Genomic DNA, 26,191 nt, shown 5'->3' with positions numbered 1-26,191 from the left:
CATAGTAAAGATCTGCTTGCACCATCAAGTGCAAAACCGTAACGAAAACAAAGACAAACGCTGACGACACCCGCTATGGATACCATTCTGTTTAACTTCCATGACCTGCTTATGGTGGTCACGGCTTTTGAATCTCTGCTATTGGCTTTACTGCTGGCGGCCTCTTCACCACGATCGTCTTTAAGCAATTGGCTTTTAGCTGCGTTTTTGTTTTGCCACTTTTTGATCCCGCTGCATGAGCTGACGTTCTGGGGCAAATTGTTCCGTATCTGGCTGCTGGATATCTCGCCCAATATTTTTTTCCTGTTCAGCTACGCCTACTTTTTAGATGGCCCTTTGCTGTACTTTTTTGTCAGAGCTTTGTTGTATAAAGATGTACGGTTACAACGAAAACATCTGTGGCATCTGACACCTTTGCTGCTCTATACGCTGCATATGCTGTGGAATTTTTATTCGTTGGATCATGCAACACGCCTCGATCTGATTGAAAGTCAGCACATAGCCTACTCTTCTCCGCATTTGTATTTTGAAGCTATGGGACGTTTTGTCCGGGTGGGTTATGTGATTTGCTGTTTCCTGCTGGTCTGGAATTACCGTAAGCAATTGCGGCACGAACAAGCCGATCTGAAAACCTCAGATGTGGCCTGGTTAAAACTGATGTTGCTGTCTTTTCTGGTGATTTTTGGCTGGGACAGCGCTTTACACTGCATCAAACTGTATGGCCTACTCACCGACAACTTTAATTTAGAACTGCTAAATGTAGTCGGATTATCCAGTTATTATCTAAACTTTATCGCGCTGAACATTCTGATTTTCTTACGTTTTACTGCATTTTCCAGCGTAGAACCAGTCAGCGAACAGCCTCTGTATGAAGCCAAAGAAGAACAAAACCCGCTGTCTGATCCGCTGATAGTGCAAAAACTGGAGCAACTCATGCTGCAACAGAAGTTTTATGCTCATCCGGATATCACCCTGGACAAGCTGGCCGAAGCTGCAGGCTATCCAGCGAAAAAAGTGTCGCTGACTATAAAGCAAGCCTATCAGCTGAATTTCTATGAGTATGTAAACAGTCATAGGATCACCGCCGCTAAAAAACTGCTGGCCGACAAAGGCCCAGATGCCAAAACCATTACCGACATCTATTACGAAGTGGGTTTTAATAGTAAATCCGTGTTTAATACTTTTTTTAAACGGCTCGAAGGGGTTACGCCCAGTCAGTACAGAGAAAAAGTGATTTCCGGATAACAACAAGCCTTGCGGTACGTAAATGGACTGGCCTTAAAAACCGGCTGAAACCTATACGATACAAAGGAATGAAACCGACATAACAAGAGCTCGCAATGAAAAAACTCAATTTCATCTTTTTATATATGTTGTCAGGCGTTGCGCTTTGGCTTACGACACTGGTATTTCCATTTCAGTCGACAGAGGAACTGATTTTAAAACTGCGCCTGAATTATAAATCGGTCGAATTGTATTTTTTTTCCGACAAAAAACAGCATGAACAATTGCTGGCCATTTACAGAGCTGCTCTTTACGGGCAACTGAGCATTCAAACAGAGCAGCAACTGGAGCGACAATTAGATGCATATTTAGCAGTTTTGGGATTCGTGAACACTGCTGATCAGCTAGAAGTCCAACGCTATCTCAAAAAAGCTCTCTTACTAGAGCAAAGTTCATCGATTCAGCCTTTGTCAGCGCCATTAATGGTCTCACAAGCGCAACTCAGGCTATATGCTCATCAGGACGCCGAAGCTATGCGCATATTTCAGCTTGCGCTTCAACGCTTTGAACATCAGGATGCTGCACACAGCAAACGTGGTATCGCGCTGGAAGAGTTGTGTAATTTACATTGGCAAAAAGCAGAATTTACTCTAGCGATGGAGCGCTGCAAACAAAGTTTGAAATGGAGCCAGAGCTCAAAACTGGCAACAACAGCCGATAAGGCGACATCTTTACATAATCTTGCACTAGTTGAATTGCAACTTAGTAATGCCGAAACTGCAAAACAATTGTTTCTGCAGGCAATTGAGCAACGAAAGTCCTCGCCCACAGCTGTTAGTTTGGAACAAGCCAATCATTTGCAAGGGCTAGCCTCCGCTTACGCCGACCTCACAGAGTTTAAACAAGCTGAACAAGCTTTAATCCAAGCTTTGGAAATCACTGAGCAAGTGCTGCCCCCAAATGACAGCCGTTTGACTCAAATAATCCAAAATATCTCAGAAAATATGGCAGAACAGGGTCAATACAGCACAGCCTACAAATACAGCGAGTATGCGCTAAAGTTAGCATCAACTGACCCAAACTATGCCGAAGCAGACTTAGCTTCTATTTACCACCAACTAGCGTCCAGGGCTCAGGATCTTTCTCTGCTGAGTGAAGCAGAGGAGCATTACCAATCAGCTTTAACACTGCTGCGTTCAGCCCACAATGGGGATCATCAGGAGGTCGCAACATTATTAAACAATATAGGGTCTCTGTATTCAGACAAAAACGATACTGAAAAATCAAAACACTACCATCAGCAATCCTTAACTATGCGTTTAAAACTTTTTGGAGAAAGACATCCAGACGTAGCCATGTCGCAGAACAATCTGGCGTTAGTTCTGGACGACCTAGGAGATACCGCTGCTGCGCAAAAACTGTTAGAGCAAGCAGTAGAAACATTAAGACCAATCTTGGGCCCTACCCACCTGAGTGTCAGCACAATGGAGGTTAATTTAGGCCGCATGTATAAGGAGTTAGGTGATAGCCGGGCAGAACACTTGCTGAAAACAGCCTTGGTTAATCAGCAGAATACTTTAGGCTCTAAACATCCTAAACTACTGCCCACTCTGGTTGGTTTAGCTGATTATTACAAAGACCAGAATAAACTGCTGGATGCTGAACAGCTTTACCACCGGGCACTGACTATAGCTGAAACCTCACTCCCTCCAGAGCATCCTGATTTGGCAAGCTGCCTGTATAGACTGGCACGCATTTATCAGCTCAAACAAGAATACGCCAAAGCCGAACTCTTTTACCTAAAAGAGCTTCGCATACTGCGACATAATAAAAGTCCGGCCGAAGAAATTCAGGGGACGCTCAAACGGTTAGTTCAGGTACTGAAGGCATCAGGCAAAACCGCTGAGGCCAGAAAATTACAACAAGAAATTTAGCCATCTATCCGCTTATATGGTTTTTTTTGGACTTATAACCAAACAGCGCTTGACGGCCATTTGATTTCAGGGTTTTATAGAGGCGTTTTCAGAGCGACTTACTAACAGCGGGTTTATAGCCAATGCAATTTCAAACAACAACTCAAACTCACATTTGGTGGTGGCATACTCCTTAACGGGTGTGTGGAGGCGTTGTATTCGCTATAAAACCAGGCCCGTTTCGAAAGATGCGGGCTTTTTTGTTTCTGGACTGATGAAAATTTAACTACAGGAAAAACAATGATGAATTCTCAAGTAACACGTTGGCACTGGTGGCGACTTCCTGTTTAGCGGGCCGGACAACTATTGTCCGAATACAGCCAAAAAGCCCGCTTGATGCGGGCTTTATTGTTTTAGGAATTTAGGAAAACCATGAACTTACAGCAAATAACTACCACCACAGGACAAGTGGCCAGCTTCAGTCAGACCCTGAGCATTCAGCCCGATCCGCTGCAAAGCTTCAGAGCCTTAACCAGCCAGGGCCAAATGGCGTTGTTACTTGAATCGGCAGAAATAGACAGTAAGAACAGTTTAAAAAGCCTGATGTTAATTGACGCGGCTTTGCGTATTGAATGCAATGGCTTGCAGGTTCAGGTGGAAGCCTTAACCGACAACGGCAAAACCTTACTGCCTTATCTGGCGTCTTTGCTGCAAGGCAAAGCAGAACTTGATTTGTCATCCAACCAACTCAGAGTACAGTTTGCCAAAGCCGACCCACTGCTTGACGAAGAAAGCCGCTTATTGCTACCGAACTCACTGACTGTTTTGCGTTTACTGCAACAACAACTGCAGAACAACAGCGACGAGCCTTTGGCGATCTTTTTAGGCGGTGTGATTGGTTACGATTTAGTCGCCATGGTCGAAGACTTACCTCAAGTGCCGACCGCAGAAAACCAATGCCCTGACTACCTGTTTTATCTGGCTGAAACCTTATTAGTGGTGGATCATCAGGCCAACAACAGCCGCCTTATTGGTAATGTATTTTGTGGCGCGGCAGCCCAGCAGCAGTATTTTGTCATTGGCCAGCGCTTGTCTGAACTACAGCAGTTGTTGCAGCATGCAGCTGAGACCACAACTCAGGCAGCAGAACCAGCGGCAAAAGCTGAAGTTAAAGTCGATATCAGCGACGCCGACTTTGTCGCACAGGTTGAAGCCTTAAAACAGAATATTGTGGCGGGTGACGTGTTTCAGGTGGTGCCATCCCGTTGTTTCAGTCTGCCCTGCCCTGATCCGCAAGCGGCTTACGCCAAACTGAAACAGCAAAACCCCAGCCCTTATATGTTTTACCTGCAGGACAGAAATTTCAGCCTGTTTGGTGCCTCGCCTGAATCCGCTTTGAAATACGAAGCCAAAACAGCCCAAGTGGAGATTTATCCTATAGCGGGCACCCGCCGCCGTGGTTTTGCGGCCAACGGCACTATAGATCGCGATCTGGACAGCCGCATCGAACTGGAACTGCGTCAGGACGAAAAAGAAAAAGCCGAACATTTAATGTTGGTCGATTTAGCCCGTAACGACGTAGCCCGTATCAGTGTACCTGGCAGTCGTTATGTCAAAGAGCTGTTAAAGGTCGACCGTTACTCTTATGTCATGCATTTAGTCTCGCGTGTGGTTGGTACCTTAAAACCAGAGCTGGACGCTTTGCATGCCTATCAGGCCTGTATGAATATGGGCACCTTAGTCGGCGCACCTAAAGTGCGGGCTGCCGAACTGATTCGGGGTGTCGAGAAAAAACGCCGTGGCAGTTATGGTGGCGCTGTAGGTTATTTAGCTGGCAATGGCGATTTTGACAGCTGCATCGTGATTCGTTCTGCTTATGTTCAACAAGGCACAGCTTATATTCAGGCCGGTGCCGGTGTGGTGTACGACAGCGTAGCGCAAGCCGAAGCCGACGAAACCCGCAGCAAAGCTCAGGCTGTCATTAACGCTATTCAATCTGCAGGAGCTGCCGTATGAGCGTTGTGTACCTTTTAGATAATTTAGACTCCTTTAGCTACAACCTGGTGGATGAAGTCGCACAGTTAGGTTTTAGCTTAAAGCTGTACCGCAATACGGTGCCAGCTGCCTATATCTTCGAAAAAATGCAGCAGGAACAACAGCCTGTGGTACTGCTGTTATCGCCTGGCCCTGGCGCTCCGGCAGAAGCCGGCTCTATGCCTGCACTGATTTCGCTTTGTGCTGGCAAATTCCCCATGCTGGGCATTTGTTTGGGTCATCAAGCCTTGGTGGAGCATTATGGTGGTGTGGTCGGCCGGGCCGGTGAAACTGTGCACGGTAAAACTTCTATAATTTCACTTTCGGATCACCAGGTGTTTGGTACCTTACCTAAACAGTTCCCGGTAGCGCGTTATCACTCATTAATGGCCACCGAAGTGCCGGATTCCTTACAGGTCATTGCCAGCTATCAGCATATTCCTATGGCGATAGTGCACGAAGAGCACAAAGCTTTGGGTTACCAATTCCATCCGGAATCTATTCTGACTACCTTAGGTAAACCTTTGTTAAAACAGAGTCTGGACTACTTAATGCAAAGCCAGGGAGCAGCCTTATGAGCCAATCGATTTTAGCTTTGGTGCAACAAAGCTTAAAAGGCGAAACTTTGTCTTTTGAGCAAAGCCACCAGTTTTTCAGCGCTGTGGTCAAAGGTGAAGTGGAGCCTGTATTACTGACAGCCCTGCTGGTTGCACTGAAAATGCGTGGCGAAAAGGCCGAAGAAATTGCCGGAGCTGCGGCTGCCATGCGCTCTGCCGCAGCCACATTTCCCGCTACTGTGGCTGGCGCTATAGATTGTTGTGGCACAGGAGGTGACGGCTCCAACACCATTAATATCTCCAGCACAGCGGCTCTGGTTGCCGCCAGTATGGGATTGCCAGTGGCCAAACATGGCAACAGAAGCGTATCCTCTCAGTCAGGTTCAGCCGACTTGCTGGAGCAATTAGGCATCAATATCCAAATGAGCCCGGCTACCGCAGCCAATGCCTTAAGCCAATGCAACAGCAGTTTCTTATTTGCGCCTTTGTATCATGCCGGCATTAAGCATGCGATGCCGGTACGTACAGCACTGAAAAGCCGCACCATTTTTAATTTGTTAGGTCCGCTGATCAACCCGGCCAAACCTGATTATCAGTTGCTTGGCGTGTACGACCCGGCTTTAACCGGCGTGATGGCGCAGGCGCTGCAGCAACTGGGCGTTAAAGCCGCCTGGGTGGTGCATGGCAGTGGTTGTGATGAAATTGCGTTGCATGGAGCCACCAAAGTCAGCGCTGTGACTGCAACAGGCGCCATTGAACACTTTGAACTGACCCCAGCTGATTTTGGTTTAGCCACAGTCAGTTTGTCTGAACTTGCAGGTGGCAGCCCGGCCGACAACGCCAAAGCTACCTTGGCTATTTTACAAGGCCAGGGTAAAGAGGCGCATAATCAGGCAGTTGCAGCTAATGTAGCGGCCATGCTGCAGATCACAGCAAAAGGCTCAGATTTAAAACAACAGACCGCAGCTGTACTTGAACATTTAGCTTCAGGTCAGGCATTTTCGACATTGACGCAGTTAAGGGAACTTAGTCATGGCTAATGTGTTAACCACTATTATCGATCACAAAAAACTGGAAGTGGCAGCGCGCAAGCAACAGCTGCCACTGGCGCAGTTTCAGCAGCTGGTGCAACCCAGCCAGCGTAATTTCCTCAAAGCCCTGCAGCAAAAAGGCCCACGTTTTATTCTGGAATGCAAAAAAGCTTCACCTTCCAAAGGTTTAATTCGCAGCCCTTTTGATTTAGACGAAATTTGTGCCGCTTACAGTCAATACGCCGACTGTATTTCTGTGCTGACCGACGAAAAGTTTTTTCAGGGCAGCTACGACTATCTGGCGAAAGTGCGGGCCAAAGTAAACCAGCCTTTGCTGCATAAAGACTTTATTATCGACCCCTACCAGATTTACCTCGGCCGTTTGCAGGGTTCAGACGCCGTGCTGCTGATGTTATCTGTGCTGAACGATCTGGAGTATCTGGAGCTGGCCGCTGTCGCCGAAAGCTTAAATCTGACCATACTGACCGAAGTCAGTAACGAGTCAGAAACCCTAAGGGCTGTGGCTTTAGGTGCAGAGCTGATTGGCATTAATAACCGCGACTTGCGGACGCTGGATACCAACTTAGAAACCAGTTTTAAGCTGGCGCGCCTGATCCCTGAAGGTATTACTATCGTATCCGAATCAGGCATTTACAGCTCGCAGCAGGTACGGCAGTTGGCCAAAGTGGCTGATGCTTATCTGGTGGGCAGCTCGTTAATGGCACAACACGACTTAGCCAATGCCTGCCGATCACTGATCCGGGGCGAACATAAAGTCTGTGGTTTAACCCGCGCCCAAGACAGTAAAGCCGTGTATGACCATGGCGCTTATTTTGGCGGTCTGATTTTTTATCCAAAATCTCCACGTTGCGTTACAGTGGAACAAGCCAAAGCTGTGCAACAAGGCGCACCAGCTTTGCATTATGTCGGCGTTTTTGTCGATGAAGCTGTAGATACTGTGGCTGCCATAGCGCGGGATTTAAAACTGGCAGCAGTGCAGCTGCATGGGGATGAGTCCGACTTGTATCTACAAAAACTGCGGCCTTTATTGCCTAAAACCACAGAGATTTGGAAAGCCTACAGAGTGCAGCACAAGTTGCCTGAACTGACCCGTTATGCCGACCGTTATTTACTGGATGCTTATCATCCACAGCAAGCTGGTGGCACAGGTGAGCAATTTGACTGGCAATTATTAGACGAACAACTGCTGGATAAAAAAGTGATGCTGGCCGGCGGTTTAAATCCGGACAATGTCGTTGCAGCACTTAAACATCAGGTTTTGGCCGTGGATCTTAATTCAGGCCTCGAATCCGCTCCCGGCTTCAAAGATGCGGGCAAAATTCAACACGCTTTTGTGAATATCAGAGAATTCAGTCATGACTAAATTAAACTTAAACCCTTATTTTGGCGATTTTGGTGGCATGTTTGTGCCTGAATTGCTGGTCCCGGCATTAGTGCAACTGGAGCAGGCTTTTGTCGATGCGCAGCAGGATCCAGCTTTTATCGCTGAATTCCAGGCGCTGCTGAAAGACTACGCCGGTCGCCCAACACCTTTGACCTTGTGCCGCAATGTATCACCTAACCCGCTGGCAAAAATTTACTTAAAACGTGAAGACTTATTGCATGGCGGCGCGCATAAAACCAATCAGGTGCTGGGCCAGGCTTTATTGGCAAAACGTATGGGCAAAAAAGATATCATTGCCGAAACTGGTGCTGGTCAGCACGGTGTAGCCACAGCACTCGCCTGTGCTTTATTAGGCCTGAACTGCAAAATTTACATGGGCGCCAAAGACATAGAACGTCAGCAGCCGAACGTCTTCCGGATGAAGCTGATGGGCGCAACTGTTATTCCTGTGACCGCAGGTTCTGGCACCTTAAAAGATGCTGTCAACGAAGCCATGCGTGACTGGTCCGGCAGTTATGCCACCAGCCATTATTTATTAGGCACTGCGGCTGGCCCTCACCCTTTCCCGACCATAGTGCGTGAATTCCAGAAAATGATTGGCGAAGAAGCCAAACAACAAATTCTCGAAGCTGAAGGCAAATTACCAGACGCAGTGCTGGCTTGTGTCGGCGGTGGCTCCAACGCCATTGGTATGTTTGCTGACTTTATTAAAGAAGAAGGCGTACGTTTAATTGGTGTCGAACCCGGTGGTATGGGCATTGAAACCCACCAGCATGGCGCGGCATTAAGCACAGGCAGCTTTGGTATTTTGCACGGCGCTTACACCGCTATTATGCAAACCCAGGATGGTCAGATTGAAGAGTCGTATTCTGTATCCGCAGGTTTAGACTACCCGGCTGTTGGCCCACAGCATACCTATCTGCAGAGCATAGGCCGCGCTGAATATGTGGCGATAAACGACGATGAAGCCTTAGCTGCGTTCCAGCATCTGGCCAAATCTGAAGGCATTATCCCGGCTCTTGAAAGCTCTCACGCTTTGGCTCATGCGCTGAAAATGGCGGCGGCTACCACAGAACCTTTGGTGCTGTTAGTGAACTTATCAGGTCGTGGTGACAAAGACTTAAACCACGTCTACTCAATTATTGGCGAAGCCCATATCAAACCAAACAACATGGCAGAGCGCAGCTAAGGAGATTTTTATGCAACGTTATCAGCAGTTATTCAGCCGCCTGAGCGCCGCCAAACAAGGGGCTTTTGTACCTTTCGTCACTATGGGCGATCCGGGTCTTGAGCTGTCGTTCGACATTATCAAAACTTTAATAGACGCAGGTGCCGACGCACTGGAGCTGGGTATTCCGTTTTCCGACCCTATAGCGGACGGTCCTGTGATCCAAAACGCCAATATCCGCGCTTTAGCCGCTGGTGTCACACCGGCGCAGTGTTTTGAGCTGATTGGCCGTATTCGTCAGTACAACAAAGACATTCCTATTGGCTTGTTGCTGTACAGCAATCTGGTAATGGCGCGTGGTGTAGATAACTTCTATCTTCAGGCGCAGCAAGCTGGCGTGGACTCAATTCTGATTGCCGATGTGCCTCTGCATGAAAGCAAGTTATTCAGAAACGCCGCGATGACACATGAGATAGCGCCTATTTTTATCGCGCCGCCTAACATCACAGACGACAGCTTACGTGAACTTGCCTCTTATGGCCGTGGTTATACGTATCTGCTGAGTCGTGCTGGTGTCACAGGCACTGAAACTCAGGCCGCTATGCCCGCCAGTACGCTGATTAATCAGTTAAAAGAATACAATGCAGCGCCAACGCTGTTGGGTTTTGGTATCTCTAAACCTGAACATGTCAAAGCAGCTATTGATAGTGGCGCAGCAGGAGCTATCTCTGGTTCGGCGATAGTGCAAATTATTGAAAAGTATCAGGCAGAACCTGCGCAGCTCAAACAGCAGTTGTTTGACTTTGTCAGCAGTATGAAAGCGGCGACGCTCTAGTTCAGAACGAAAAACTGAAAGGGCAGAGTCAAGACTCTGCCCTTTCCCATCACTCAATCAATATTGGGTATTTCAGGTAATGCTGGTCATAGTATGGCAAACGCTGATACAGCCATTGCAGCTTGGCCTCTGGATCAGCCGCCAGTTTTTTATCCTGTTTCAGCGCTTCGTCAAATTCAGCTTTAAGCTTTTTATCCTGCTTCAGCGCAGTTTCTATCAGCGGCACTATAGCGTAAGTTTCAAAGTACTCTACCCGCTCAAACATACCGGGCATATAACCCCAGCTGAATAAAGAATCCGGCGCTGTAGGTTCCAGTAATGCAACAGCTAAAGCACCTAAAGGCTGATCGGTACTGACCCGGATTGAACCAGCAGGCAAACGGATTTTTTGCCAGTTGCGGCTAAACTCGGCTTTGACGCCAAAACGGCCTTCAAAAGGTTTGCTGGCAAACTGATGCGAAGTTGCAGTAAGTTGCTGTAACTGAATAGTTTTGGGTGACTTTAAGCTGGTAAATTGCACGCCATGCAACGCCAGCTTGGCGATCACTTCTTGTTGCTCTGGTGGGATCCAGTAGGCTTTAGGCACTTCAATTTCAGTGGCAGGCTCTTTTTCCCAATACACAGGCAATTGTTCATAGTTCAGCGGCTTACCTGTCCAGGTTTGATAAGTCACACCAGTGATCGCATCTTTTTTCTGAACGGCTTCAACCCCTTTAAACGCAATATAGTCTGGCGTTTCACTGGCTTTCCAGGCCAGTACCTGGCGCTCTGGCCGGGCATTTTCATCGGCTTTTTTCGCCAGCTTCAGCACAGTGCCCTGCTGTTGCAACAGTTTTAAACTTTGCTCCAGTAGCACATAAGTGCCTAAAACCCGCTGCTTATAAGGTTTTAAACTATGGTTTTCTACCAGCACTGTCGGAATATGCCGTACATCACCATAACCATTGGAAAAACGTGGAGATGACGTAGAACCAGCTAAACCTTTACTGAAATCCGAGCTGTCGTAAGCAAAAACCAGCGGACCAGGAATATGATCAGCTTCCGTCAGTGCCTGATCAATTTCAGCGCGGTAGCTACTGGCCAGCCAACTGGCTGCATTAGGGCTTAAGGCAGCGAAAGGTTCGTTGAAACCATAAGTGATGTCGTACTGATAGTCTTCACCGTCTGTCACATGAATATCCAGATACAGATCCGGCTGATAGCTGTTCAGTAATTTCAGCAGCGCCTGCATTTCAGGTGCTTCCGCTTTCATATAATCGCGGTTTAAATTCAGGTTTTGCGCAGTAGCACGCCAGCCCTGTAATTCAGGACCTCGCTGGTTCATCCTATTGTATTTACCGCTACGCTCATGGCCATCGACCGAAAATATAGGAATAAACAGCAGATTCACCTCTTTTAATAAATCTGCTTTATCGCCATGCACTATGTCGCGCAATAACATTAAACCAGCGTCTTTGCCGTCAATTTCACCGCTGTGAATACCGGCTTGTGCAAGTAGCACTGGTTTTTTGTCTCTTCCTATCATATCCGGATCAGTACCCGCCTTCACCAGATAAATAGCACGCCCCTGCGGACTTTGGCCTATCACTTCCAGCTTAATTAAAGGGGTGCTGGCAGCCAGTCGCTCCAGAAATTTGATGGTCGTGTCGTAGTCAGGCGTTTCCGACAAATCAGACACTTCAGCCGGAGTAACCCAAGGATGTTGTGCAGGTTTAATCAGGCTTAACGTAGAGCCTTGCCAGTCGGGTAAAGCTGGTAAGTGGTCGGCAGCAGTAACGGAAAAGACAAAGCTGCACGCCAGAGAAAGGGCGAGTTTTTTCATAGTTATAATGTCCATACCAGGGCTTTGTTCACAGCCAAGCCCACGACAATTCAGGAATTGAGTCAGGGTGTGGCGTGCGCGAAGCAACACGACATCCCTTCTGTGTTTTTATGGAGATTACCACAAGCACAGGGCGCTAAGTCCAGCATTTATCATAGAAAAATATCAACTGAACTATTGTCATGATTTCAGAGATTAAAACAGAGAGAGAAAGCCGGAAAAAGCAGCAAAAATCTGCTTCTCCGGTTTTTTGATCAAAAACAGCTGCACTAACGCTGTGACGGGATCCGATAGATAGAACAATACATTAAAGGTAAAAACAGCAAGGTAAGAATAGTGCCAAAACCCAGGCCAAACATAATGACCACAGCCATACTGGCGAAGAAGTCATCTGTGACCAAAGGCAACATCCCCAGAATGGTGGTAATAGCGCCCATAGACACTGGCCGAACCCGGCTCACTGCACTGTGATAAACCGCCTGATAAGGCGCAAGCCCCTGACTTAATTCCAGTTTAATCTGATCAAGCAGCACTATGCCGTTTTTCACCAGCATACCGGACAGGCTTAAAAACCCCAGTAAGGCTAAAAAGCCAAAGGGCACATTCACCGCTAACAAACCCAGGGTGACACCAATAAGCGCCATAGGCACACAAGCCCAAATCACCAGTGCGTCACGCATTGAACTGAACAGCAACACTGTGATCACAAACATCACCAGATAGCCCATAGGCAAAGAGCTGAATAAAGCTTTTTGCGCTTTAGTTTGTGCTTCCAGTTCACCGCCCCAACTCAGGCTATAGCCTGTAGGCAATGGTATAGCTTCGATTTGTGGCCGTACTCTTTTTAGTAAAGAGGCGGCTGTGTCGTCACTTAAAATATTATGATCGGCCATCACAGTTAAAGTACGTTTACGGTCACGGCGCATAATTTGTGGATCTTCCCATTCCAGCGCGAAGCTGCTGACGACCTGACTGATCGGAATATAGCGGTTTAGCTTAGGGCTATACACCTGCAAATCGGCCAGCGCATCGACACTTTGACGCTCCGAATCTGGCGCACGGGTAATAATAGGCAACAAATGCGTGCCGTCCCTGTAAATACCCACAGTGCGGCCATTGACATGAGTCAGCAGTACGTCATCGACATCTTGCTTACTAATGCCAACCCTGCGCGCCAGGGCTTCATTAAACTGCGGCCGGATCACTTTGACTCTGTTGCTCCAGTCATCGCGTAAATTACGGGTGCCTGGGTCCTGAAGCATAATAGCTTTGGCTTGCTCTGCCAGTTGTCGCAGTACATTAGGGTCGGCGCCGCTAAAGCGGGCTTCAAGTTTAGCTGCAGTGGAAGGCCCAACATCCAACCGCTTTAATTTGTGGCGAAGTCCAGGGTGCTGCTCGTTGATATAAGAGCTGACGTCTGCCATACGTCCAGCTAACAGCGATTTGTCCTCGACCCGCACAATCAGCTGGCTATAAGCTGCATAAAAACGCTCTGGCTGATAGGTCAGCATAAAACGGTCAGCGCCACGGCCAGATGTTAAAGTGACAGCTTCCACTCCTTCCAGAGTTTTTAGATACTGCACCACTTCCAAAGCTTCAGCGTCGGATTGCCGCACATCAGTGCCAGCAGGTTGCCATAGATCCACTAAAAAAATGGGAGTATTAGACGCTGGAAAAAACACCTGTTTTACCTTGGCAAAGCCCATCACCGACAAGATCAGTAACAGGATCATCAGGCCATAACTTAAAAACCTGTACCTTAGTACGCCGGTTAAGGCGACTCTGTACCAGTCAAAAATAAAACCACGGTAGAGCTCAGGCTCGCCCTGGGCTTCATCCACTTTGGCTTTTAATTCTTCTTTAAAAAACAAACTGGCGAAAAACGGCGTAAGCGTAATAGCAGTCACCCAGCTCAGCAGCAAACTAACCAATAAAACCCAAAACAAACTACCGGCAAATTCCCCCGTTGCATCACTGGATAAACCAATAGGTGCAAAAGCGGTAATAGCAATAATGGTTGCGCCCAATAAAGGCCACTTGGTTTGTTTAACTATAGCCGAAGCCGACTCGCTGATGCTCAGGCGCCTTTGCATGCCAATTAAAATACCTTCGGTAATGACTATGGCATTGTCCACCAGCATACCTAAGGCAATAATCAGCGCGCCCAGTGACACCCGCTGCAGTTCAATTTGCATTTGCTGCATAAAAATAAAGGTGCCAAGCACGGTCAGCAGCAAGATAAGGCCTATTAAAAAGCCACTGCGCAGCCCCATAAACACCAACAGCACCACAATAACAATAGCGACAGATTCCAGCAGGTTCAGCACAAAACCACCGACTGAAGCCTCTACTTCGGCAGGCTGATTGTAGATAGTATTAATATCCATACCGACAGGTCGGGCGTAGTCCAGTTCAGCCATGCGGGCAGTCACCAAAGCCCCAACATCGACTACGTTCACGCCCTGACTAAAAGACACACCCAAGGTCAGGGTATTTTTGCCATCAAACTTTAAAATCTGACTCGGCACTTCCTGCACATCTTTGTAGACTTTGGCCACATCACCTAAATAAATCAGCTCTTTGGCAGCAGGATTGCTGATAATCAGCTGCTCCAGCTCCTGCACTGACTGAAACTCACCCGTAGGATGAATACGGATCCGGTCTGGTCCAAGGCGCAAAGCACCGGCATTACTCACCACATTCTGAGTTTGCAATAAACTGGCAATTTGGGTCGGAGGAATACCTAAAGCAGCCAGACGGGAGCGGGATATTTCGACCACCACTTGTTCCTGTTGCCTGCCACTGACTGAGACTTTGCCAACCCCATCTACCAGCACCAGCTCACGGCGTAAAAAGTCGACATAATCCCGAATTTCTTCGTCTGAATAGCCATCACCAGTGATGGCATACAACATACCGTACACATCACCGAAGTCGTCATTCACAACAGGGCTTTGCACACCAGGTGGTAATTGTGGCGTGAGATCATTGACCTTACGACGTAGTTCATCCCAGATTTGTTTTAGCTCTTTGGCCCGATAAATGCCTTTCATCTCCACCATGATTTGTGAGTTACCATTGGTAGAAATAGAGGTCACATGGTCGACATAAGGCAGTTGCTGAATGGCATTTTCAATCGGATAACTGACTTCTTCCTCCACCTGCAAAGGTGAGGCTCCGGGGTAAGAGGTAATTATCAGCGCTTGTTTCAGCGTAAACTGAGGATCTTCAAGCCGCCCCAAACCAAAATAGGCCATAGTACCGCCTATTAATAAAATAGCGGTGACAAGCCAGGACGAGGTTTTATTTTTTATAAAATACTGAGCAACATCCATAGCTTACAGACCCCGCTCACGTTGCCAAGGCCGCACTTGCTGGTTTTCTGTCAGTTGATTTACACCAGCTGTCACCACCTGATCACCTGCAGCTAAACCAGACAAAATTTCAATGCCCTGTGCAGTTAAGCGCCCAACAGTCACAGCACGTCTGTTCACTACACCTTCGCTATAAATCCAGACAAAGCGCTCTGTCGCATCCACAGGCTGATCATTAGCAGCAAATACTGCAGTGGCAGGCACCACCACAACTGAAGCCTGAGCGCGCATCAACTGGCTCATATCAGCCACTACATTAGCTGTCATGCCTGAGAGCACATTAAATTCTTCAGGTGCAGCCATACTGAACACCACTTTAAAGCTGTTGGTCGCGCTGTCTGCTCTGGTATCCCACTCTTTGATACTGGCTTTGTAACTTAAGCTTGGGTAGGAATCAAAAATCACATCCGGCTGATAATTGACGTCTTTTTTCACCAGTGCTATCACATCCTCCGGCACCTGGATCACCACATCCACCATGCCCTTGAGCTGTAACTCCAGAATGGCTTGCTGAGCGGCAACGTTTTCATGATTCTCAACTAAGGAACGCGATACGGTACCGCTAAAAGGCGCCACCATCTCTGTATAGGAAAGATTAGTTTGGGCTGTTTTTAAATCAGCGTCTGCCACTTGCAGCTGAGCTTTGGCTTCATCGTACATGGCCTGAGACACAAGTTTTTGCCCAATCAGGCTGGCTGCCCTATCAAACTGTGCTTTTGACAACTGATACCGGGCCTGTGCCTGCTCAACTTTCAATTTAAAATCGGTAGGATCTAAACGGGCCAATACATCGCCTTTTTTCACTTCCTGACCAGGCCGGATAGAAAACTGAGTGAGTTTACCGCTGACGCGAAAGGTTAAACGGGCATTTTCTGTAGGCTCTACTATAGCCGGAAACTGGCGGATTAACTTTTGTTGGCCATCCTGCATCAGATGCAATTTCACCGGTCTGTTCAGGCCTTGAGCTGCCGTTTCAACTGGCTTGGAACAGCCTGTAACCGATACCACACATAAGAGCGCACTTATCATCATCTGTCTTGACATTTAAACCTTTCCCTTTTTTGCTCTGGCCACACTGCTTTTTGTAGTTGCACTATACAAAAGCAAAATTAATATTAAAATTTATATTTATTTCAGTTCTGCATAAGAATAATTGATGAACTTAACTCAGCTTTATATTCTCGACGCCGTCGCCAGCAGTGAAAGCCTGCTGCAGGCCGCGATTAAATTGCATAAAACCCAACCTGCTTTGAGTATGGCGCTGAAAAAGCTGGAGCTGGAATGCGGTTTTACTATAGTGGATCGCAGTCAATATCGCCTGCAATTTACCGAAGCTGGTAAGCGTTTTTATCAGCAAGCTCAACAACTTCTGCATCAAAGTGCTCAATTAAAATCTTTGGCTCAACACTTAAGTCGTGGTGCCGAAGCCAGTTTACGTATGGCCTTTGATGAGGCTGTTGATCTTCAGCCTTACATGGGGGCTATCCGGCAAGCTCAGCAACAGTTTCCCCATACCGAATTGCTGTTGAGTTGTGATTACCGGCTGCAAGCGCTGGAAAAACTAAAAAATCAGCAGGCCGATTTAGCAATCAGCCCCTGGTACCCGGTTTTTATCAGTCTGGGTGATTTTGAAGCCGTGGCCATTGGCAGTTTTGATCTTTTATGTGTTGCCAGCCCGGAGTTTTTAAAACAACTGGGCGGCCCTTTAACTCATCAGGCGCAATTAGCAGAACTGCCCCAACTGGTGGCGAATTCAGAGGCACTGAATTTTGATAGTGGAAAACTACTGCCCTTGCAGTCAGCACGACGGGTCAAGGTCAACAACAGTTTATGTATGAAACAGGCCTTGTTAGCGCATTTAGGCTGGGGCATGGTGGCAGGACATCAGGTGGCTGACGAACTGGCAAGTGGTGCTTTGGTACAGCTGAAACCAGTGGAGTTTCCAAAGTTTATTCAGGGAGAAGTGCATCTGGTGCGGCATAAAGATCAACTGCTGGGGCCTGTAGCAAAAGCCATCTGGCAGCAATTGACTGCGGGTTAATGCCTTCGAAAAGGCTGTAGGGGCGGGCCTTATGCCCGCCCGTCTAAACGAAACCGCGGTGCCCATTGACGGGCCGGGACAAGCCACGGCCCCTACAAACTGCATACTTACACGATTTCACAGCGCCAAATACGAAGGGCAATAAATTAGAAGCGGTAGCTTGCGCCTACTTGATACAAATCATCACCCGTTTCCAGCGCGTCAAAAGCCACGCTCGCAGATAACGACAAGTTAGGTAAAGCGAACCACTTAGTACGTAAGCTCAGGCTGTCTTCACTTTCACTTAATACACCGTCAGAGATCCACTGATAACCTACGCCGGCAGAGAAGTTCTTGCCGAAGTAATAATCCGCGCCCACACCATAACGGGTGGCTGAATCATTGCGGTAATCCAGAATATTGGCTTCCAGGTTGATCATATCGCCTGTGCCTAAATCCCATAACTTTTTGGTCATCACACCATAATTGGTGCTGCTGCCACCTTGATCAGGACGGCTGTGCTCAAAAATAGCGCCCACTAACCAGTCATTGCTGATGAAGTAACCCAGCGTACCATCCACTTCCTGATAGTCAGTGCCGCTGTAATGCAGCCATTCCAGCTTACCGTAGAAGTTATGGCTTTGGTCCATATATTCACCGCCCACGGACCAGCCATTCTGATCTTCGTCGCCTACAGACAGACGGGACAGGGTGCCGAATACGCTGGCGTTTTTATTGATAAATGCAGCTTCAGCCCGTGGTGTTTTGCCTGAGGTATCTACCGCATTAAAGAAATATTGGTGCTTCAGTTGCCAGCCATCGACATCAACCCCGTTGATCTCACTGTTGCCATAATCCACTGAAGTTTCATTTTGATAGCTGTTCGCTGCTGCACCGGTGGACACTACAGCGATAAGTAAAGCGAGCATAGAACGTTTCATAAGTACTACCTTTTGGTTGAGGAAACGCAGGCAGTCTAAACTTCTGAAAGTTAATGTTCTCTGAACAGCCTTGTTATAATCTGTATAAATATCAACCAGATAAGTAACGAATTATATTTTATGAAACATTTAGCAGACGAGGGAGCAGGCTTTAGCCCCCTGAATATTGCACCAATAGCCAAGGCCTGTTCCAGGATTTTGCGGTCAGATTTCCAGCAAAGCTTCGCGTAGCTGATGAATTTGATCCCGAAGTTGCGCGGCTAATTCAAACTCCAGATCTTTGGCATGCTGCAGCATCTTCTGCTCCAGTTGCTTGATTTCAGCTTGCAACTGATAAGGGGTCTTGCCTTTGGCCAGTTTGATTTTCTCCGCCACTTTCGGCAGATCTGCATCCTGACCTAAGTCCATCACATCCGACACTTTTTTCTTAATAGCTGTAGGTGTGATGCCATGCAGTTCATTGTAAGCAATTTGTTTAGCTCGGCGCCTTTCGGTTTCGTCGATAGCGCGCTGCATAGAACCAGTGATGCGGTCGGCATAAAGTACGGCTTTACCTGCCAGATTTCGCGCAGCCCGGCCCATGGTCTGGATCAAGGATCGCTCTGAACGTAAAAAACCTTCTTTGTCGGCGTCCAGAATGGCCACTAATGACACTTCCGGAATATCCAGTCCTTCCCGCAGCAGGTTAATACCAACCAGCACGTCAAACACTCCTAAACGTAAATCGCGGATAATTTCCATCCGCTCTACTGTATCTATGTCAGAGTGTAAATAACGCACCTTCACGCCATGGCCCGCCAGATAATCTGTTAAGTCCTCGGCCATTTTTTTAGTCAGTACTGTCACTAGAACCCGCTCGCCCAATTTGGCACAGCGCATCGCTTCCGACATTAAATCGTCCACCTGAGTCGCGACAGGACGAATTTCAATCACAGGATCCACTAAGCCTGTTGGCCTTACCACTTGCTCCACCACTTCACCCGCCGATTGTTTCAGCTCGTAATCTGCGGGGGTAGCCGAGACATAAATACGCTGCGGCGCTATGGATTCAAATTCGTCAAACTTCAGCGGTCTGTTATCCAAAGCGGACGGCAGACGAAAGCCATAGTTGACCAGGTTTTCTTTGCGCGAGCGGTCGCCTTTGTACATGGCGCCAATTTGTGAAATGGTGACATGCGATTCGTCAATAAACATCAAGCCATCGGCCGGGAAATAATCCAGTAATGTTGGAGGTGGTTCGCCTTCCGCCCTGCCCGATAAATAGCGCGAATAGTTTTCTATGCCGGAGCAATAGCCCAGCTCCACCATCATTTCCAAATCGAACAAGGTGCGCTGACCTATGCGCTGCTCTTCAATCAGTCGGTTTTCAGCGAGTAATTGGGCGCGGCGATCTTTAAGCTCCACCTTAATACGTTCTGTCGCTTCGAGGATTTTCTCTCGTGGCGTCACATAGTGAGTTTTTGGATAAATAGTGTAGCGGCTGACCACTTTCTCCACTGCACCTGTCAGAGGATCAAACAAACTAATGCGCTCAATTTCTTCATCAAAGAGTTCAATACGCACAGCGATTTCATCGGATTCGGCCGGAAACACATCGATCACATCGCCCCGTACACGATAGGTTGCGCGTTCAAAAGCGGCGTCGTTGCGGTTGTATTGCAATTCGGCCAAACGGCGCAGCACAGAGCGCTGATCCACTATATCGCCCACTTTCAGATGCAACAGCATCTTCATATAGGATTCCGGATCACCCAAGCCGTAAATGGCCGACACAGAGGCAATAATGACAACGTCGCGCCTTTCCATCAGCGCTTTGGTCGCCGATAAACGCATCTGCTCTATATGTTCATTAATAGAGGCGTCTTTTTCGATAAAGGTATCGCTCGAGGGTACATAAGCTTCAGGCTGGTAGTAGTCGTAATAAGACACAAAGTATTCCACCGAGTTATTCGGGAAAAACTCCTTCATCTCACCATAGAGCTGCGCTGCCAGAGTTTTGTTATGCGCCATAATCAAGGTTGGCCTGTTCACCTGGGCTATCACATTAGCCATAGTGAAGGTTTTGCCTGAACCGGTAACCCCTAATAAGGTTTGATGCGCTAAGCCAGACTCCAGCCCTTCTACCAATTTAGCTATGGCTGTCGGCTGATCACCGGCAGGCTGATAATGGGAGACCAATTCGAAATCGCGGCTCATCAGGATTCTCCACTCAAAGTTAAAGCAGCCAGTTTACGTTTAAACCAGCTATAGGCCAGACCAGAGGTAAAAGCATTGGCTATTAAACCACCAACAAAAACACCAATCACTCCACCTAACAGGCCACCTATATAGGCAAAAGGCACATAAAACACAAAAAGCCGGATCACACTGAGTTGCAACGCATTAAGTGGTAAATGCAAAGCGTTAAAAGACGAATTGGTTAGAATAATAATGCCTTGCAGGCCATAACCTAAAGGCAAGATCCAGATAAAATAGCGGATATATTGTGCCACCAAAGGATCTTTGGTAAACAGGTCGGCCACCAACCAGGCGCATGCAGCTAAAACAAGATACACCACAAACTGCCAGGCCAGAATAAATTTAATGCAGCTTCTGTAAGCATCATGAATACGTTGATAAGCACAGGCGCCATAGTTCTGGCTGACAAAAGGTGGCAAAGTCATCGAAAGCGCCAATACAACCAAAGACGCGATACTTTCAATACGGGCCCCCACCCCAAAAGCCGCCACAGCTTCAGCACCATAACTTGCCATCAGCGCAGTTAAAATCGCCATAGCCAGAGGTGTCAGCATATTGGCACCAGCAGCAGGTAAACCTATATGCAAAATTTTACGACAGATTTTAATAAATTCACTAAAAGGCTGATGCCCTACATCTACCAGTTTACGGCGTACCATCAGTAAATACAGGATCAGGCCAAACCCCAACAACCAGGACAACACACTGGCTAACGACGCTCCGGCAACCCCCATAGCAGGCACTGGTCCCCAACCAAAAATCAAAATTGGATCTAAAACAGCATTCAGCAGCCCGGCGCAGGCCATTAAAATACTCGGCGTTTTCGTATCCCCTGCAGCTCTTAATACAGCATTGCCAATCATTGGCGTAATAAGAAAAACAGCGCCTAAAAACCAGATATCCATGTATTCATGAATAAAAGGCAAGGTGTCGGCTTTTGCTCCCAACAAACGGAACAATGGATCAATAGTCAAATAACCAAGGATGGACAAAGCGATAACCAGATAAGCCGACAACCACAAAGCCGCTAAACCGTCACTACGTGCGCTTTGTTCATCGCCACTGCCCAAAGCACGGGCAATAACAGCAGAGGTACCAATACTCAGACCAATAGCCAGGCTAATGACGGTAAAGGTAACAGGAAAGGTAAAACTAACGGCTGCCAGTTCAGCTGTACCCAGCATACTAATAAAGAACGTATCAACCAGATTAAAAGACATTAACGTGATCATGCCAAACAGCACAGGCACCGTCATTTGTTTCATAGTGGCCTGAATATTACCTTTGAGCAGATCAGGACGTTTCGAAGTGGATTGAGTCATAACAGTCAGCTTAAGCGCAGGTGGCGCTATTGTAGAGAAAAGTCAGAGGTCGCACTACCTGCAATGCGATCAAATTGGCCTAAAACTGAGCAAGAATGAGAAAAAATGTTCACAATCTGCTTTTGCATAGAAATTTTGTTTCTTCAACAGTGTTTTGCATAAAGTTTCAGTTCTTTCATATTCATAAATCATTGTTTTATAAAGAATAAAAAATTAGTCGCAAACCTATTGATCTGGCGCTAAGCCTTATCTGTTAAGGCTTAGCCTAGCCATCAGGTCAACAATTCACAGACTTATCCACAGATTCTGTGGGTAACTTACGCCAGCCCTTTATTGGCCTGACTTTGTCAAATTTCAATCCCATTACAAAAGTACGAATAGCTTTTGCATATGCAAAATTTGGTTTTGCACAGCTTTTCTACTGGCTTTGGCTAAACAAGCAGCAAGTAAACTTCTTTTATGAAAAAGCACTGGGCAAAGTGTTGACAGTGTTTAAGACGGGCATTAGTATTGCGCCCCGTTGCAGAACACAGTTCCTCAGTAGCTCAGCCGGTTAGAGCGGCGGACTGTTAATCCGTAGGTCGTTGGTTCGAGTCCAACCTGGGGAGCCACTGTAGTCTCAACATATTATTTCAGTTCCTCAGTAGCTCAGCCGGTTAGAGCGGCGGACTGTTAATCCGTAGGTCGTTGGTTCGAGTCCAACCTGGGGAGCCAACTGAAATAATCACAATTTGATAACCGTATAGAATTCCTCAGTAGCTCAGCCGGTTAGAGCGGCGGACTGTTAATCCGTAGGTCGTTGGTTCGAGTCCAACCTGGGGAGCCACCTAAAGCACATCACTATTCCATTCTTAATTATCTCTTTTCTTTAGTGTTTTTCTTTGAAATACCTTAAGCTTATTTTTTATGTTCAAGCTCGGACAAAAAAATTCAGTATGGGTTGCCTGCTATGAAGTCTCCATCCTTGATCGCTTTAAGTCACTGGACTGCCGCTTTGGTATCGGCTTTGCTTGCGCTTTGGCTGTTCTGGTTTGCTGCAGCTCAACAAATTCAAAGTTTGTATCAGCTGCACTACAGTGCTATTCAACAAATGCTAGCCAGTGATCTGACAGGCGATACCAAAATTCTGACCCGCCAACTGAGCAGCAGTTTTGATTTACCTTACTTAAAAGTCAGCCAGCTTGACGGAGTAGTGCTGCACGAACAAAGTAATCCGATGCCTTCTTATACGTTTTCTGCCTGGATGCTGACTCAGTTCGATCGTCCCATTGCCCCTGCTTCAGTCAAAGATAAAGCGCATAATTTACAGGTAGAATTTTTACCCCAACTATCAGAGCAATTAGGTACTCTTGAGCTTTTTAGCTTATTTCTCTTTTTTGGTCCTCTGCTGTTGGGTGTACTGCCTTATTACCTGCAACCTGACCGGCCAAAAAAACTCAAAGCTCTGCCGCCTCATCCTATCGAAGCCGCTGTGCAACAAGCTCCGACCGTAGTACAGCCATTACAACCTCAGACAACAACCTCTGGCACAGACTACTTACTAGAGCTGGCACTTTATGATCAACTGACCTCGTTACCGAACCGTCAGCAATTTGTTCGTTATTATGAACAGCAACTCAAAGCCGCCAATGCAGTGCATCAGTCTGTATTTGTACTGGTACGTTGTCACAGTCTGGCTCAGATCAACCATAAACAAGGTTATCTGGCCGGGGATTTGTATATTAAAGAGATGGCGGACTTATTAAAGCAATTGCCGCAACTGTCGGATGAAAGCCCACTGTTCCGTTTGAATAACACCGACTTCTGTGTGTTGTTTCCACAAATGACGACCGAACAAATGGAAGAACTGGTATTGCAGCTGCAACAAAACTTCGATAGTTATCAGCAGCAAAAGCAGCTGGATTCGGTGGCATTAACAGGTTTAGTGCAGGTCGCTCAGGGCAAACCTTTAGGCGAATTATTGGCGATGGCCGATACAGCTTTAGGCCTGGCAAAAACCAAACAAAGCAAAGTCACCAAACAAACAAATCTATGGTACTTATTTACTGACGCTCAGGAACAAACAGCAGAATCGTCGTTCAGCACTAAAAACTGGCGTACTTTGATTGATGATGTACTACAAGGTCAGCGTTTAAGCTTATTGGCTCAGCCTATTCAGCCATTGAATAAAACCAGTAAAACCTACTCCGAGTTATTGGTGCGCTTTCGCAGCAATGAAGATCAGCTCCTACCCACAGCATTGTTTTTAGACATGGCACAAAAACTCGACAAGTTGATCGAGATAGAACAGATGATCGTAGAACAAGCGCTGGCTTTGGTTGCTAATCACCCGGGACAGAGTTTTGGCCTGAATCTGTCCGCTCATTCAGTGCAGGATGAAGCCTTTATCAGCTATCTGGAACGACGTTTGCTTAAAGAGAGTGACCTGACACCGCGGCTGGTATTTGAAATCAGCGAATGGGGTTTGCAGCAAAACCTGAAATTAAGCAAACGTCTGATTGATATGCTGCATCAATGTGGTTCTCGGGTCACTGTGGAGAAATTTGGTGCTGGTATTACATCCTTTAAATTTTTCCGTGATTTAAAACCCGACTTTGTCAAAATGGATGGCAGTTACACCCGACAAATCGAAGAAGACAAAAACAATCAGTATTTTGTCAGACTGATGGTTGATTTAGCACACCGTATAGGTGTGGCTGTGTTTGCTGAAAACGTAGAAACTGCAGCAGAGAAGCAAATGCTGGAATCCCTTTTAATAGATGGGATACAAGGCTACTTCTTAAGTAAGCCTGCACCACTGGAATAAAGCTTTTTACAAACATCCACCTGAACCGCGGTATCAATAGACGGGCGGGTGTAGGGGCCGCGGCTTGTCCCGGCCCATCAATGGGCACCGCGGTTTCGTTTGGACGGGCGGGCGTAGGGGCCGCGGCTTGCCCCGGCCCGTCAATGGGCACCGCGGTATCAATAGACGGGCGGGCGTAGGGGCCGCGGCTTGCCCCGGCCCATCAATGGGCACCGCGGTTTCGTGTAGACGGGCGGGTACAACACCCGCCCCCACAGTTTTATCCGGCGCCATAGGCTCAGATAAGAGCCATTCGCGTTCAGTACTGTTGTTTCGATAACAACAAAGCTTCATAATAGCGCGACTTTTTTCTGGGGTTCTTTTATGTCGGAATTTTTGCTGTTGCTGGTCAGCACAGTGCTGGTAAATAACTTCGTACTGGTGAAGTTTCTCGGTCTATGCCCCGTGATGGGCGTCTCCAAAAAACTAGAAACTGCAATCGGCATGTCGATGGCCACCACTTTTGTTCTGACCTTAGCTTCACTTTGCAGTTATCTGGTGGATTTTTACTTATTACAGCCACTGGACTTACTCTATCTGCGCACCTTAGCCTTTATTCTGGTGATTGCTGTGGTTGTGCAATTTACCGAAATGGTGGTGCATAAAACCAGCCCTACTTTGTATCGTTTATTAGGCATCTTTTTACCTTTGATCACCACCAACTGTGCGGTGTTAGGTGTGGCGCTGTTAAACGTCAACGCCCGTCATGATTTTTTCTCTTCTGTGGTCTATGGCTTTGGTGCAGCTGTTGGTTTTTCTTTAGTACTGATTTTATTTGCTGCGATGCGCGAGCGTCTGGCCGCAGCCGATGTGCCGGTGTCCTTTAAAGGTGCCGCTATCGGCATGATTACCGCGGGTTTAATGTCACTGGCCTTTATGGGCTTTACTGGTTTGGTGAAAGTGTAAATGTCTATTATCACAGCCCTTTGGGCTTTGGGAATTCTGGCGCTGATTTTTGGTGCTGTGCTGGGCTATGCTGCTATACGATTTAAAGTGGATGCAGACCCTCTGGTCGAACAAATTGACGAGATTTTACCGCAAACCCAATGTGGTCAATGTGGTTATCCGGGCTGCAGGCCTTATGCTGAAGCCATAGCCAATGGCGATGACATCAATAAATGTCCACCAGGTGGCGATGCTACGATCAAAAAGCTGGCTGATTTAATGGGCGTTGAAGCTAAGCCGCTGGACGCGGCTCAAACTCCAGCAGTGAAACGTGTGGCCTTTATCCGCGAAGATGAATGTATTGGCTGTACTAAATGTATTCAGGCCTGCCCTGTGGACGCTATTGTTGGTGCATCCAAGCAGATGCACACTGTGATTGTCGACGAGTGTACCGGCTGTGATTTATGTGTAGAACCTTGTCCTGTGGATTGCATTGATATGGTGCCATTAGCCAGCAGTATTGAACGCTGGAAATGGGATTTAAAATCTATCCCGGTAAAAGTGCTGGAGTCGTAAC

At 47.3% G+C, this 26,191-nt stretch carries 18 protein-coding genes and 3 tRNA genes; 15 read left to right on the top strand and 6 right to left on the bottom strand.

Features of this window, described 5'->3' with window-relative positions:
* Nucleotides 1-75 precede the first annotated feature (75 nt).
* The 8 genes from EK374_RS07935 to trpA all read left to right on the top strand — a co-directional run bounded on the left by EK374_RS07935 (nt 76) and on the right by trpA (nt 10,167).
* A complete protein-coding gene (locus EK374_RS07935; protein WP_127021755.1) occupies nt 76-1,245 on the top strand; it encodes an AraC family transcriptional regulator in 1,170 nt (389 codons plus the stop codon).
* 95 nt (nt 1,246-1,340) lie between these two features.
* Entirely contained in the window at nt 1,341-3,158 is a 1,818-nt protein-coding gene (locus tag EK374_RS07930) for a tetratricopeptide repeat protein (RefSeq protein WP_127021753.1), read from the top strand.
* Between the two features lie 411 nt (nt 3,159-3,569).
* Nucleotides 3,570-5,153 carry an anthranilate synthase component 1 gene (locus tag EK374_RS07925; RefSeq protein ID WP_127021751.1) on the top strand — a complete coding sequence of 528 codons (1,584 nt, stop codon included), beginning with the start codon at nt 3,570-3,572 and terminating at the stop codon, nt 5,151-5,153.
* Entirely contained in the window at nt 5,150-5,749 is a 600-nt protein-coding gene (locus tag EK374_RS07920; protein ID WP_127021749.1) for an aminodeoxychorismate/anthranilate synthase component II, read from the top strand. The genes EK374_RS07925 and EK374_RS07920 overlap by 4 nt, the downstream gene beginning before the upstream one ends.
* Nucleotides 5,746-6,768 (top strand): anthranilate phosphoribosyltransferase, encoded by a 1,023-nt coding sequence (gene trpD / locus EK374_RS07915; protein ID WP_127021747.1) that lies wholly within the window; start codon nt 5,746-5,748, stop codon nt 6,766-6,768. Before EK374_RS07920 ends, trpD begins: the two co-directional genes overlap by 4 nt.
* Nucleotides 6,761-8,143 carry a bifunctional indole-3-glycerol-phosphate synthase TrpC/phosphoribosylanthranilate isomerase TrpF gene (gene trpCF, locus EK374_RS07910; protein ID WP_127021745.1) on the top strand — a complete coding sequence of 461 codons (1,383 nt, stop codon included), beginning with the start codon at nt 6,761-6,763 and terminating at the stop codon, nt 8,141-8,143. The genes trpD and trpCF overlap by 8 nt, the downstream gene beginning before the upstream one ends.
* Nucleotides 8,136-9,353, top strand: coding sequence for a tryptophan synthase subunit beta (trpB, locus tag EK374_RS07905; protein ID WP_127021743.1), 1,218 nt, complete (start codon nt 8,136-8,138; stop codon nt 9,351-9,353). Before trpCF ends, trpB begins: the two co-directional genes overlap by 8 nt.
* Before the next feature lie 10 nt (nt 9,354-9,363).
* Entirely contained in the window at nt 9,364-10,167 is an 804-nt protein-coding gene (gene trpA / locus EK374_RS07900; protein ID WP_127021741.1) for a tryptophan synthase subunit alpha, read from the top strand.
* A gap of 49 nt (nt 10,168-10,216) precedes the next feature.
* On the opposite strand, the gene EK374_RS07895 is transcribed toward trpA, so the two are convergent.
* From EK374_RS07895 to EK374_RS07885, 3 genes are all read right to left on the bottom strand, one after another.
* Nucleotides 10,217-11,989: a M14 family metallopeptidase gene (locus tag EK374_RS07895; RefSeq protein ID WP_127021739.1), complete on the bottom strand. Its 1,773-nt coding sequence runs from the start codon at nt 11,987-11,989 to the stop codon at nt 10,217-10,219.
* 269 nt (nt 11,990-12,258) lie between these two features.
* Nucleotides 12,259-15,324, bottom strand: coding sequence for an efflux RND transporter permease subunit (locus EK374_RS07890; RefSeq protein WP_127021737.1), 3,066 nt, complete (start codon nt 15,322-15,324; stop codon nt 12,259-12,261).
* Nucleotides 15,325-15,327: 3 nt separating this feature from the next.
* Nucleotides 15,328-16,407, bottom strand: a complete 1,080-nt coding sequence (locus EK374_RS07885; protein WP_127021735.1) for an efflux RND transporter periplasmic adaptor subunit — start codon at nt 16,405-16,407, stop codon at nt 15,328-15,330.
* A gap of 112 nt (nt 16,408-16,519) precedes the next feature.
* On the opposite strand from EK374_RS07885, the gene EK374_RS07880 reads away from it, so the two are divergent.
* Nucleotides 16,520-17,404, top strand: coding sequence for a LysR family transcriptional regulator (locus tag EK374_RS07880; protein ID WP_127021733.1), 885 nt, complete (start codon nt 16,520-16,522; stop codon nt 17,402-17,404).
* Nucleotides 17,405-17,550: 146 nt separating this feature from the next.
* Here EK374_RS07880 and EK374_RS07875 read toward each other — a convergent pair whose 3' ends face one another.
* The 3 genes from EK374_RS07875 to EK374_RS07865 all read right to left on the bottom strand — a co-directional run bounded on the left by EK374_RS07875 (nt 17,551) and on the right by EK374_RS07865 (nt 21,884).
* Nucleotides 17,551-18,324 carry a putative porin gene (locus EK374_RS07875; protein WP_127021731.1) on the bottom strand — a complete coding sequence of 258 codons (774 nt, stop codon included), beginning with the start codon at nt 18,322-18,324 and terminating at the stop codon, nt 17,551-17,553.
* A 204-nt stretch (nt 18,325-18,528) separates the two neighbouring features.
* A complete protein-coding gene (gene uvrB / locus EK374_RS07870) occupies nt 18,529-20,520 on the bottom strand; it encodes an excinuclease ABC subunit UvrB (protein ID WP_127021729.1) in 1,992 nt (663 codons plus the stop codon).
* Complete coding sequence (locus EK374_RS07865) at nt 20,520-21,884, bottom strand: MATE family efflux transporter (RefSeq protein WP_127021727.1); 1,365 nt, start codon at nt 21,882-21,884, stop codon at nt 20,520-20,522. The genes uvrB and EK374_RS07865 overlap by 1 nt, the downstream gene beginning before the upstream one ends.
* A 534-nt stretch (nt 21,885-22,418) precedes the next feature.
* Here EK374_RS07865 and EK374_RS07860 point away from each other — a divergent pair.
* From EK374_RS07860 to rsxB, 6 genes are all read left to right on the top strand, one after another.
* Nucleotides 22,419-22,495: transfer RNA gene (locus tag EK374_RS07860), tRNA-Asn, on the top strand.
* 26 nt (nt 22,496-22,521) lie between these two features.
* Nucleotides 22,522-22,598, top strand: a tRNA-Asn gene (locus EK374_RS07855).
* A 35-nt stretch (nt 22,599-22,633) separates the two neighbouring features.
* Nucleotides 22,634-22,710: transfer RNA gene (locus EK374_RS07850), tRNA-Asn, on the top strand.
* A 123-nt stretch (nt 22,711-22,833) separates the two neighbouring features.
* The gene (locus tag EK374_RS07845; RefSeq protein ID WP_127021725.1) at nt 22,834-24,690 is read left to right on the top strand and encodes an EAL domain-containing protein; all 1,857 of its coding nucleotides are present in this window, start codon (nt 22,834-22,836) and stop codon (nt 24,688-24,690) included.
* Nucleotides 24,691-25,053: 363 nt separating this feature from the next.
* Nucleotides 25,054-25,635 (top strand): electron transport complex subunit RsxA, encoded by a 582-nt coding sequence (gene rsxA / locus EK374_RS07840; protein WP_127021723.1) that lies wholly within the window; start codon nt 25,054-25,056, stop codon nt 25,633-25,635.
* Entirely contained in the window at nt 25,636-26,190 is a 555-nt protein-coding gene (gene rsxB, locus EK374_RS07835; RefSeq protein WP_127021721.1) for an electron transport complex subunit RsxB, read from the top strand.
* Nucleotide 26,191 lies beyond the last annotated feature (1 nt).

Origin of the sequence: Rheinheimera mangrovi (assembly GCF_003990335.1) — a bacterium.
GTDB classification, from domain to species: Bacteria; Pseudomonadota; Gammaproteobacteria; order Enterobacterales; family Alteromonadaceae; genus Pararheinheimera; species Pararheinheimera mangrovi.
This window is presented reverse-complemented; position numbering and strand designations above follow the sequence as displayed.